General features: G+C 63.6%; 12 protein-coding genes. 8 read left to right on the forward strand and 4 right to left on the reverse strand.

The features are described 5' to 3' along the window. On the reverse strand, positions 1-517 hold a 517-nt coding region (locus VFL62_RS18460; protein WP_325173820.1), incomplete at its 3' end, for a sterol desaturase family protein. Positions 518-569: 52 nt separating this feature from the next. Next, on the reverse strand, positions 570-1862 hold the full coding sequence (locus tag VFL62_RS18465) for an MFS transporter (protein WP_325173821.1): 1293 nt from the start codon (positions 1860-1862) through the stop codon (positions 570-572). A 103-nt stretch (positions 1863-1965) separates the two neighbouring features. On the opposite strand from VFL62_RS18465, the gene VFL62_RS18470 reads away from it, so the two are divergent. The 3 genes from VFL62_RS18470 to VFL62_RS18480 all read left to right on the forward strand — a co-directional run bounded on the left by VFL62_RS18470 (position 1966) and on the right by VFL62_RS18480 (position 5081). Then, positions 1966-2556: a CGNR zinc finger domain-containing protein gene (locus VFL62_RS18470; RefSeq protein WP_325173822.1), complete on the forward strand. Its 591-nt coding sequence runs from the start codon at positions 1966-1968 to the stop codon at positions 2554-2556. A gap of 483 nt (positions 2557-3039) precedes the next feature. Next, positions 3040-4314 carry a sorbosone dehydrogenase family protein gene (locus VFL62_RS18475; protein WP_325173823.1) on the forward strand — a complete coding sequence of 425 codons (1275 nt, stop codon included), beginning with the start codon at positions 3040-3042 and terminating at the stop codon, positions 4312-4314. A 149-nt stretch (positions 4315-4463) separates the two neighbouring features. Next, positions 4464-5081, forward strand: a complete 618-nt coding sequence (locus VFL62_RS18480) for a hypothetical protein (RefSeq protein WP_414644767.1) — start codon at positions 4464-4466, stop codon at positions 5079-5081. Positions 5082-5096: 15 nt separating this feature from the next. On the opposite strand, the gene VFL62_RS18485 is transcribed toward VFL62_RS18480, so the two are convergent. Beyond that, positions 5097-6098, reverse strand: coding sequence for a 2-dehydropantoate 2-reductase (locus VFL62_RS18485; protein WP_325173824.1), 1002 nt, complete (start codon positions 6096-6098; stop codon positions 5097-5099). Positions 6099-6242: 144 nt separating this feature from the next. Between VFL62_RS18485 and VFL62_RS18490 the strand changes: the two genes are divergently transcribed. Next, on the forward strand, positions 6243-6815 hold the full coding sequence (locus VFL62_RS18490) for a YidB family protein (protein ID WP_325173825.1): 573 nt from the start codon (positions 6243-6245) through the stop codon (positions 6813-6815). 45 nt (positions 6816-6860) lie between these two features. Then, entirely contained in the window at positions 6861-7136 is a 276-nt protein-coding gene (locus tag VFL62_RS18495) for a GlsB/YeaQ/YmgE family stress response membrane protein (protein ID WP_325173826.1), read from the forward strand. A gap of 145 nt (positions 7137-7281) precedes the next feature. Here VFL62_RS18495 and VFL62_RS18500 read toward each other — a convergent pair whose 3' ends face one another. After that, on the reverse strand, positions 7282-8064 hold the full coding sequence (locus VFL62_RS18500) for an SDR family oxidoreductase (protein WP_325173827.1): 783 nt from the start codon (positions 8062-8064) through the stop codon (positions 7282-7284). Between the two features lie 219 nt (positions 8065-8283). Between VFL62_RS18500 and VFL62_RS18505 the strand changes: the two genes are divergently transcribed. The 3 genes from VFL62_RS18505 to VFL62_RS18515 form a co-directional block, all read left to right on the forward strand. Then, the gene (locus VFL62_RS18505) at positions 8284-9351 is read left to right on the forward strand and encodes an acyl-CoA dehydrogenase family protein (RefSeq protein ID WP_325173828.1); all 1068 of its coding nucleotides are present in this window, start codon (positions 8284-8286) and stop codon (positions 9349-9351) included. A gap of 26 nt (positions 9352-9377) precedes the next feature. Then, complete coding sequence (locus VFL62_RS18510) at positions 9378-10538, forward strand: acyl-CoA dehydrogenase family protein (RefSeq protein ID WP_325173829.1); 1161 nt, start codon at positions 9378-9380, stop codon at positions 10536-10538. A 67-nt stretch (positions 10539-10605) separates the two neighbouring features. Then, on the forward strand, positions 10606-11070 hold a 465-nt coding region (locus tag VFL62_RS18515; RefSeq protein WP_325173830.1), incomplete at its 3' end, for an enoyl-CoA hydratase/isomerase family protein.

The raw sequence follows: 11070 nt of genomic DNA on the forward strand, positions 1-11070 counted from the left end.
CGAGCGACGGGTTGCTGACGCCGAACCATTCCTTTTCGCTGATGAAATGATGGCGCAGATGATACTGCTTCACCCAACGTCCGATGCGGGTGCGCGGCTGGTAGGGGATGTGCGCGACGTAATGCACCCATTCATAGTGCAGGATCGCGAGCATGACCCCGAGCATCGCCGAAGGAACCGCGCGAGTCCCCAGCGCCGCTGCGACAAAAAGGGCCGTCAGCAGCAGCATCGGCGCCAGGAACCAGAGCGGCAGGAACAACAGATCGAGACGGCTCGGCTCGACATGGTGATCGTAATGCAGACGATGCTGCATCTTGCGGAGCCACGGCCATGACAGCGGCGGCGCATGAAAGGCGAAACGGTGCATGCCGTATTCGCTCAGGTAGAACATCAGCGCGCCGAGCAGAACCAGTGTCGGCATCAATGTGATCCTGCCGAGCAGAACGGCCACCACCTCCACGGCGACGGCGATGAGCAGCGCGGCGATGCTGCCGTGACGAAGAAAGACGAGAAACATCTGGCTGACCTCCGCGTCGGGCGAAACGGCCGCGTGGCGATACCTTAGCTTATCATGTATTCATCGCGGCAGGCGACGGCGCCGCCATTTTTCCGCGGATCATGATCAGGATGGCGGCGATCAATTCCAGCGCGACACAGCCGTAGAAAGGCACGGTGTAGGTCCCCGAGAGATCGTGCAGCGCACCGATCACGCCCGGTCCGAAGGCATAGGTCACCTGCGTGATCGCGGTCAGCAAGCTGATCAAGACGCCGAACGAGCGGGCATCGAACTCGCGCTGCACGATCAGCGACGGCAGCGTGATCAGATTGCCGACCGAGAAGCCGAAGACCGCGCAAGCTGCGATCAGCAGCATCTCGTCGCGGAAATTGATGATAGCCAGAAGCGCCAGCGCCTGGCTGACAAAGGAAAGGGCCGACGCCAGCCGCTGGTTGAGCCGGTCGATCACGGTCGAAAACAGCACGCGCCCCACGACCGCCATGGCCGTCAACACCGCAACCGCAACGGCCGCGCTGGAACGGCCGACCACGGGATCGAGAAACGCGATCAGATGAACGATGAAGCCGACTTGCGCAAACAGCACCAGCGCGAAGGCGATCGATACCGACAGGAAGCCGACATCGCGAAACGCACGGGCGCGGATGTGGGCGGAGGATGGCGCGTCGCGTCCCACCGCCGGGCCGCCGCCCTGTCGCGGCGGCCGCCGGACAAAGATCAGGACGATCGGGATGACCAGCATGAGCATGAGGCCGGCGGCCACCATCATCGCGCGGGGAAATCCAAACTGGCCGATGGCGAGCACGAGCAGGGGAACGCCGGCAATGCCGCCGAAGCTCGCGCCGTTCAATGCAAGGCTGATGGCCATGCCGCGCTTTTGATCGAACCAGAGGCCAAGCGTGGTGCTGATCATGGCGAGGCTGGTGCCTGCCCAGCCGAAGGCCAGCGCAATATCTGCAAGATAGAGCTGCCAGGGCGCCTTGACCTGCCCGATCAGGACCACCGCAACCGCCATCGCGCCCGTGCCGGCCAAAAGGCACTTACGCGGTCCGAATTTCCTGACCGCCTCGGCAACAAAGACGACGAGCAACGCCCCGAACAGGTAAAAGAACGTCGTCGCGGCCGAGATCAGCGACGCCGGCCAGCCGTGCTGGCGCTGCAGTTCGGCGAGATAGACACTCTGGCCGTAGAAGCCGAAGGCCCAGCCGAAGGTCGCAACCACAAAGCAGACGGCGACGATCCGCCATCCGTCATAACGAACGGAGCTTTCGTCATGAGCGCCCAGATGCGAGGCGTCCAGGCGATGATCTTGTTCGGTGGCGATCGGGCGATGTTCGACGTGCCGCATGTCCGCTTCCCTAACCACGATGGGCTGCGATATCTTTCAACACCAGTAAAACTATTATACTGGTGTCTTGTTTCAAGCCCGAACGGATATAAATACAGGCTGCATGTCGAAAGAATCGCGCAAGTTCCAGGTCCCGGACGCGTTAGCCAACACTTACGATTTCGCCAACAGCCTGGATCTGCGTCGTTTTATCCATCATGGCGTTCAGCACGCACAGGGCGACGAATTTCAGAGCGCGGCGGCACTGGGCGACTGGATGGCGCGTCGCGGCCTCGGCCAGGCGGGCAAGGTTCCGTCCGCGGCCACCTTCGCCGCGGCGCTGGCGCTGCGCGGCGCGCTTCGCGATTACCTCGAACGCGATCCCGCCGAGCGCCGGCGCGACATTGCGGCGAGGCAAGCGCTCGACAAAGCGATCGCGCGGTTTCCGCTGCGGGTCACGGCCGGAAAGGATGGACTGAAACTGGTCCCCGCCGGCACTGAAGTGGCTTCGGGGCTTTCGGCCATCGTCGCCGAGCTCTACCGCGGTTCCGCCGACGGCGTGCTCGATCGGCTCAAGATGTGCGCATCCGACGAATGCAAGCGGGTGTTTTTCGATCGCTCCAAGCCGGGGACACGGCGCTGGTGCCAGTCGACCTTATGCGGCAACCGGCAGAAGACCCGCGCCTACCGCGAACGGATCAAGAATGATGCCTGACGGTCCGCTCGAAGCGAGCCGATGGGATCCAAGATGCGCCTCATTTCTGCTCCGCGTGCAACTTGGCCTTTTGCGATTCCAGTTCCGCGACCAGAGCGGCGAGTCTCTCGATGGTCAGTTGATCCGTCATCGCTGACATTACTTTTTTATAGTGCTCGATCTTTTCGCCGAGCCGGTCGCACGCCTCGCACATCTCTAGGTTCCATTCCGGCCGCTGCCAATCAACGACGGCTGCTCAATATGACGAGCGAGACGAGAATTGGTTCACGGCTCTCCAAACGAAGCGACGGCGTACACATCATCGTCAACGCAGGTCGTCTGGCTGAAGCGGCAGCCACCCTGTAGGTTCGTCGTCAGATATCGGCGGCAAAGGTACCCGACATGACGTTTCAGGCAGCAATCGTGCAAAGGTCCTGTAGCGATCGGCGGCGCGGTTTCAGCCGGCTTGCTTCGTCCGCAGGTCTTGCCGCGACACTGTTCGCCGTGAGCGTTACCGTTACCGCCTCGGCCGAAACCAGGCGGTTGACCGGGAGCGCGGCATTCGGCGACTGGCGCGCCGACAGACCGGGAGTTGTCCGCCTGATCCGTCCCGACGATCTGCCGAAGCCGGGCGCGACGGCCTCCTCCGCCAACGTCTCGCGCGTAGTGGCGCGTCCCGCCGCGGCGGCGCCGCTGGTGCCCTCCGGATTCAAAGCGGAATTGCTGGCCGACGGCTTGAGCGGACCGCGTGAAATGAGGACCGCGCCGAACGGCGATATCTTCGTGTCGGAAACCCGCGCAGGGCGCGTTCGTGTGCTGCGGCTTTCCGACGACGGCTCAAAGATCGCCAGGAACGAGATCTTTGCCAGCGGCCTCAGCCAGCCCTTCGGCATCGCGTTCTTCCCGAGCGACAAGCCGCAATGGGTCTATGTCGCCAATACCGGCAGCGTGGTTCGCTTTCCCTATCGGGACGGCGACCTGAAAGCCGAAGGCAAGCCGGAAACCGTCGTCAGCGAGCTGCCGCGCGGCGGCCATTCGACCCGCGACATCGTCTTTACCGCAGACGGCAAGCGGATGCTGGTCTCGGTCGGATCCGGCAGCAACGATGCGGAAGGAATCAAGAGCGCGCCATCGGAGAATTCAGAAACCGCGCTCGGCGCGAGCTCCGGTTACGAGACCCGCCGCGCCGACGTGCTGTCATTCAATCCGGAAGGAAAGGACGCAAGGATCTTTGCCACCGGTATCCGCAACTGCGTCGGCCTTGCCGTCCACCCGACGACCGGCGATGCCTATTGCTCGACCAATGAGCGCGACGGTTTTGGCGACAATCTCGTTCCCGATTACGTCACCCGCATCCGCGAGGGCGCGTTCTATGGCTGGCCATGGTTCTACATCGGCAATCACGAAGATCCACATCACGCTGGCGAGCGGCCGGACCTGAAGGACAAGGTCACCGTTCCCGACGTTCTGATCCAACCGCACTCGGCGTCGCTCGGTCTTGCATTTTATGATGGCCAGGCCTTTCCGGCCGAATATCGTGGCGACGGATTTGCCGCCGAGCACGGCTCCTGGAACAGAGCCAAGCGCACCGGCTACAAGGTGATCCGCATCCGCATGAAGGACGGCGTGCCGACAGGCGAATATGAAGACTTCATGACCGGCTTCGTCATCAACGATTCCGAAGTGTGGGGCCGGCCGGTCGGCGTCGCTGTCACGCGCGACGGCGCGTTGCTTGTCTCCGAAGACGGCAACGGCACGATCTGGCGTATCAGCCACTAGATCAGATCGCGGCACGAGCGGGGCTATCGCCGCGCTGCAATCGCCAAGATCCACTCTCGCGTGCGTAACTCGCCGTTTCGGGGTCGACAACCTCGCCAATAATGGCGACAATCTGTCATGGGTCTTCCCTGTGCAGCGCGGAACGTCGCTTGACAGCATCACGCAACCAGATCGTCCTGATCGCCGCAATGCTCGGCTATGCCGTGGTCTCGTCATCGCCGGCGGCTGCGCAATGGTGGTCGCGCGGGCCGGCCGATTTCGAGGAATGCGCCGACGCGGCCGAGAAAAATCCGATCAAGGAGGCCAGGACCGCCGCGCTGACCGAATGCAACGCCAAGTTCGCCGGCCGCCGCAAGCCGGGCGGCGGCTATACTTATTTCGATTTCATGCAAAATCGGAATTTCGACATCGCCGGCCCCAATCCGACCGCCGACGAGCAGCGGCATATCGACGAGCAGTACGCAATCTATCTGGAAGACCAGCGCCGTAGCAGCATCGCGGCGGCGTTTGCCGCAAAGCAACAGCAGCTGCAGCAGGCTTCGCTGAAGAACGAGACGGAAAAGGCGCCGCCGGCGACCGGCAGTATTGCCAAACAGCCGGTGTCGCCGCGGACGGCCGGCGAGGTCAGGCGCATCAAGCCGACAGGTTGCGCGAAGGACTCCTTTTCGTGCGACTGGCCGCGGCTTTCCGAGGGGATCAGCGATCTCAAGAAGGCGCTGTTCGGCACGCCCGGCAAGATCAGGCCGAAGCAGGGGCTTTCCGGCTGAACTGTTCCGAGCGGCTTAGGTCTGGCGGATCTGCTCCACTGTCAACCGCGGCGACCCCTCGCTCTTCGCTTCCGCGTCCCTGATCAGCGTCACGATGCGGCTGGATAGCGGCGCCTTCAATCCCCGCCGATCCGCAATTTCGGTGATCACGCCCTGGAGATAGTCGATCTCGGTGCGTCGGCGGCGCTCGAGGTCTTCCCACATCGAAGAGCGCGCCTCGGGGTCGATCTTCATCGCAGGCGCCAACGCGATCCTGAACAACGCATCGGGCAGCCGCAGCAGATGCGGCGTCCAGCCTGGCGGCACCGGCGTCGCCGAGCGCGGCTTGATCCCGTCCGCCCGCAGCGCCGCCAGGCCTTCGGCGAACTGGTCGGCAAACAGACGCCGCCAGTCGCGCCGCGCGAGCTGTTCGCGCAAGGTGAGGCCGGACAGCGCATTGATCGCGTTGTTGAGGTTGACGAGCAGCTTGCCCCATTGCACGCCGGCAATGTCGTCGCTGGCGCGCATCGCAAGCCCCGGCACCGAAAGCTGCGCCGCAGTCTCCGCAACATCGCGTTCGATCACGATATCGCCCGAGGTGGCGCGATGAAACCGCCCCTCGCCTTTGCCGATCACATTGAACGGCACCATGGCGGCGAGCACGGTCATGTCGGGCAGCTTGCCGCGCAACATCGCGGCATTGCCGATGCCGTTCTGCAGACTAACGATGATCGCATCCTTCGGGGCGTAACGCGCGATGGCATCCGCTATTGCCGCCGTATCGGCGCTCTTGACGGTCACCAGCACGAACCTCGCATCGGCGAAAAGCTTCGGATCGTCGGACAGTTTTATCTGCCGAGATGCCACATGGTGCAATGAGCCCTCCAGGCTGGTCAGGGTCAGCCCTAAGCGCTCGATCTCGTCGATCACGCGTGGACGCGCCAGCAGCGATATGCTGTGCCCCGCAGCCGCCATGAGGCCGCCGACAAAGCAGCCGATGCTGCCCGCGCCCGCCACAACGATCGGCCGATCCTGCATCGCGCTCGCTCCCGTAATGCTTCAATCAAATACCGGCTTGCAGTCGCTCCGACCGCCGGCATCAAAGCGCTTGTCGCCTTGTAACCGTCATATCACACCGATAAAGTTCCGGGTCGCGGGGCGCATGATCGGCAGGAGATGACGATGGGCTTACTCGACGTATTGAACGGAATGCAGAACGGTCCGCGCGGCCCCTCCACGCCCAGCACGCAATCCGGCGGCGGCATGTCGCCGATGACCATGGCAATCCTGGCGTTGCTCGCCTACAAGGCCGTCAAGCACATGACCGGCTCGTCTACCTCGGCGCCCGCGCCGACCCCGGCACCAGCTCCAGCGCCCGGCGGCGGACTTGGTGGTGGACTTGGCGGAAGCCTGGGCGGCGGAGGCCTGGGAGGCCTGCTCGGCGGCTTGCTGGCCGGCGGCGCCGCAGGCAGCGTGCTGAGCGGAGGGCTGAATGACCTGCTCAAGCAGTTCCAGCAGAGCGGCCATGGCGAGACGGTCAATTCATGGGTGACTGACGGACCGAACAAGCAGATTTCGCCCGGCGATCTCGCCAACGCGCTCGGCGCTGACCAGATCGAGCATCTGACGTCGCAGACCGGACTGTCGCGCCAGGAATTGCTTGAAGGCCTGAGCAGGCAACTGCCCGAGGTGATCAACCATCTGACGCCGGACGGCCGGCTGCCGACCGAAAACGAATTATCCGGCCGGCTCTAACGAGCCGCTACTTTTTAGTCGAGCTTTTCGAGCAGGAGGATCGTCATGAGCGGCATCATCTGGATCATCGTTGTCGGCTTTGTCGCGGGCATCATCGCGCGGATGCTCTCGCCGGGCCCCAACAACCCGAGCGGCTTCATCCTCACCACGGTGCTCGGCATCGCCGGCGCATTTCTTGCCACCTTCATCGGTCAGGCGATCGGGCATTACAGTCCCGATCAGGGGGCGGGCTTTATCACCGCGACCATCGGCGCGCTGGTGGTGCTGTTCATCTGGAACCGGCTGGTGGCGAGCGGCGTGCTGCGCGACTTCAACAGGTGACGCATGTCATCCCGGGGCGATGCGAAGCATCGAACCCGGGATCTCGAGATTCCCCGATGCGCAATTGCGCATCTGAGGTCTGGTGCTCAGCGCAAAATTGGCGGTCAATTTTGTCGCCTCGTACCAACCCGGAATGACTTTCGAATCAGGTGATCAAATGCGCGCCGGCGTCGATCCGCACCGTTTCGCCGGTCATGCTGCCGGATTGAGGCGTCGCCAGGAAGCACACCGCATTCGCGACGTCTTCCGCTGATGAGGCGATTTTCAGCGGCACCTTGGCAACCACGGCATCGCGCACCTTTGCCGCGCCTTCAGCGCCGCGGCCCTTGGTGAACCAGGGCGTATCCATGTAGCCCGGACAGATGGCGTTGACGCGAATGAGCGGCGCCAGCGCGCGGGCCAGCGACAAGGTCATCACGTTCAGCGCGCCCTTGCTCGCCGCATAGGCAACCGATGAGCCGATGCCGCTGATGCCGGCAACCGAAGAAACATTCACGACCGCCGAGGCGCGGCCGGACGCGTTGGCGCCGGCCTCCAGCAGCGGCCGCGCGGCCCGCACCATCTGGAACGGTCCGATCGTATTGACGCCGAACAGGCGCTGAAAGTCCTCGGCCGACAGCCCGTCGAGATTGCCGTGCGGCACATGCTTGGTGATGCCGGCATTGTTGATCAACGCATCGAGCCTGCCCCACGGCGCCGCCGCCGCGACGATCTTCCGGCAATCCTCATCGCGCGAGACGTCGCCCTGAACCACGACCACCTCGGCTCCGGCCTTGCGGCAGAGGTCGGCGGTCTGTTCCGCCTCCTTCTGGCTCGAGGAATAATTAATGACGATGCGCGCGCCGCCTTTGGCGAGATTGAGCGCGGTTGCGGCGCCAAGGCCCGAGGCCGAACCGGTGATGATTACGCTCAGACCATCCTTCGACATTGGCATTTCCCTTCGAATGTTGGTTGCCGTCTAGCACAGGGCTGCCGTGCAAAGAAACTCCATTGCGCGGAATAAGCGGCCACCGGGTGGATACGAAATGTTAGAATCGGACCGCTAGCTCATTCCGCGCCCGCAAGGGCCCCTGCACGCATATACGCTTGTCAGGACTTGGGCTTTTCCCCATCATGGTCATCAACCAAAAGCCCCCAGAGGAACGCCGTGGCAGACGCCGAGAACATCGTTGCCGAAACTGCCGAGCGGATATTTGCCGACCTCGCCGATGCGCAGACCGTCAACAGCGACAGGAAAGGCGGCTGGAAAGCGCCGCTGTGGCGGGCATTGAGCGAGGCCGGCCTGCCGCTCGCATGGGTCGCGGAGGAATATGGCGGTTCGGGCGCGACCTTGGCCGAGGGCTTTGGCGTCTTGAGCGCCGCGGGCCGGTTCGCGATCGGCGTGCCCTTGGCAGAAACCATGCTCGCGGGCTGGCTGTTGTCGCAAGCCGGGATCAGTTCTCCTGACGGCGAAATGACGCTGGCGCCAGCCGGCCCCAGGGACCGCATCGCGCTCAATTCCGACGGCACGCTCTCCGGGCTCGCCCGCGGCGTTCCTTTTGCGAAAGATGCAAAACACGTCGCGCTGCTGGCGCAGGATAGCAAAGGCACGCCGTCGATCGCCCTCGTCAGCGCGGACAAGTGCCGGATCGAGTCCAGCCTCAACCTCGGTGGCGACCACAACGATGCCGTCACCTTCGATCGCGTCACGCCGGTCGCGATCAAGCCTGCGCCCGCAGGCTTCGATCTCACTTCACTGCTGTTGATCGGCGCGGTGGCGCGCAGCCTTCAGATCGCGGGCAGCCTGGAATCGATGCTCGACATCTCCGTGAAGTATTCCAACGAGCGCGTCGCGTTCGAAAAGAAGATTTCCAAATTTCAGGCGGTGCAGCACAATCTGGCGAAGCTTGCCGGTGAATCGGCGGCGGCGCTGGCCGCGGCGACCTCGGCGGCAGACGCCTTTTCCGATCCCGCCACGCCCAAGGATGCCGCGTTTCTTGAAGCCGCTTCCGCGAAAATCCGCTGCTCGGAAGCCGCCGAGAAGGCGGCAGCGATCGCCCACCAGGTTCACGGTGCGATCGGCTTCACCATCGAGCATATCTTGCATCGCTTTACGCTGCGGGCGCTGGCCTGGCGCGACGATTTCGGCTCGGAAAGCTACTGGGCGGTCGAGCTCGGCAAGCGCGTGGCGCAAAACGGCGCCGACGAGCTGTGGCCGCTGGTGGCCTCGCGGTAATTTCGACAGACGACGGAATCAAAGAGATGACCGCAGCCCTTCGTTTCGATCCGATCCGCCTGCCGAGCGAGTGCATCAAGCTGCGCCAGGAAGTGCGCGCGTTTCTCGCCGAGGAAATCGCTGCCGGCACCTTCGATCCGCACAAGCCCAACCGCGAAGACTCTGACGCGCCGGAATTTTCCCGCCGCGTCGGCGCACGCGGCTGGCTCGGCATGACCTGGCCGAAGAAATATGGCGGCCATGAGCGCACGTTCCTGGAGCGCTATGTCGTCACCGAAGAGATGCGCGTCGCCAACGCGCCGACGCGACGCTTCTTCGTCGCCGACCGCCAGAGCGGCCCGGTGCTTTTGAAATACGCCAACGAGCGCATCAAGATGGACATCCTGCCGCGGATATGCCGCGGCGAGGTCTGCTTTGCAATCGGCATGAGCGAGCCCAATTCCGGCTCGGACCTGTTTGCGGCCAAGACCAAGGCGACGAAAGCCGACGGCGGCTTTCTGATCAACGGCACCAAGATCTGGACCTCGTCGGCGCATATCGCCGACTACATGATCGCGATCTTCCGCACCTCGCCGCCGACTAAGGAAAACCGCCGGCACGGCCTGACGCAGTTTCTGGTCGACATGAAGACGCCGGGCATCAAGGTCAATCCGATCGGCCAGATCACCGGGCAGTTCGAGTTCAACGAAGTCGTGTTCACCGATGCTTTCATTCCCGAGGATCACGTGCTCGGCGAGATCGACGGCGCCTGGAAGCAGGCGACATCCGAACTCGCCTATGAGCGCTCGGGTCCCGAGCGGTTTCTTGAAACCTATTACGTGCTGACCGAACTGGTGCGCGCCGTCGGCCCCTCGCCCGACACCCGCGCCGCCGAGGGCATCGGCCGCCTCGTCGCGCAGCTCCACACCATGCGGCGGATGTCGGTGTCGGTCGCCGGCATGCTGCAGGCCGGCAAGGAGCCGGTGGTCGAGGCCGCGATCGTCAAGGACATCGGCACGATCTGGGAGCAGCAATTGCCGCACCGGGTGCGCGACCTCGCCGCCTTCATCGATGCCGACGTCACCAATCACGAGACGCTGGAGAACCAGCTCGCCTTCGCGATGAAGACCGCGCCAAAACTCACCATTCAGGGCGGCACCACCGAGGTGCTGCGCGGCATCATCGCGCGCGGGCTGGGCTTGCGCTAGCTGAGCTGTTTTTTCTGACCTCTCCCTGAGAGGGCGCGCACCGCCGATATATAAACGGAGAGCCTAAATGACCACCTACAAGGATATCGGCGTCGAGAAGCAAGGCCATGTCGGACTGATCGAAATCCGACGGCCGCCGCTGAATTTCTTCGACATCTCGCTGATCAACCAGATCGCGGATGCGCTGGAAGAATTCGACCGCGATATTGAAATCCGCGCCTCGGTGCTGGCCGCGCAAGGCAAGGCGTTCTGCGCCGGCGCCAATTTCAACGATCCGGCGCGGCAGGAGCAGGAAGCGCGCGCCAAGACCGATCCGGCCTCAGGCCTCGGGCCGATCGCGCATCTCTACATTCAGGCGGTGCGTATCTTCCGGTCGCAAAAGCCGATCGTCGCCGCGGTGCATGGCGCAGCGATCGGCGGCGGGCTGGGCCTTGCGGTGTCGGCCGACTTCCGCGTCACCTGTCCCGAGGCGCGCTTTGCCGCCAACTTCACGCGACTGGGCTTTCATCCCGGCTTTGGGCTGACCGTGACG

It is taken from the genome of Bradyrhizobium sp. (genome assembly GCF_035701725.1).
GTDB lineage: Bacteria > Pseudomonadota > Alphaproteobacteria > Rhizobiales > Xanthobacteraceae > Bradyrhizobium.

Bases quoted from the DNA above. Each gene is read 5' to 3' on its own strand.
- VFL62_RS18500 (WP_325173827.1), bottom strand. From the start codon at position 8,064: ATGTCGAAGGATGGTCTGAGCGTAATCATCACCGGTTCGGCCTCGGGC.
- VFL62_RS18465 (WP_325173821.1), bottom strand. From the start codon at position 1,862: ATGCGGCACGTCGAACATCGCCCGATCGCCACCGAACAAGATCATCGC.
- VFL62_RS18495 (WP_325173826.1), top strand. From the start codon at position 6,861: ATGAGCGGCATCATCTGGATCATCGTTGTCGGCTTTGTCGCGGGCATC.
- VFL62_RS18510 (WP_325173829.1), top strand. From the start codon at position 9,378: ATGACCGCAGCCCTTCGTTTCGATCCGATCCGCCTGCCGAGCGAGTGC.
- VFL62_RS18470 (WP_325173822.1), top strand. From the start codon at position 1,966: ATGTCGAAAGAATCGCGCAAGTTCCAGGTCCCGGACGCGTTAGCCAAC.
- VFL62_RS18485 (WP_325173824.1), bottom strand. From the start codon at position 6,098: ATGCAGGATCGGCCGATCGTTGTGGCGGGCGCGGGCAGCATCGGCTGC.
- VFL62_RS18490 (WP_325173825.1), top strand. From the start codon at position 6,243: ATGGGCTTACTCGACGTATTGAACGGAATGCAGAACGGTCCGCGCGGC.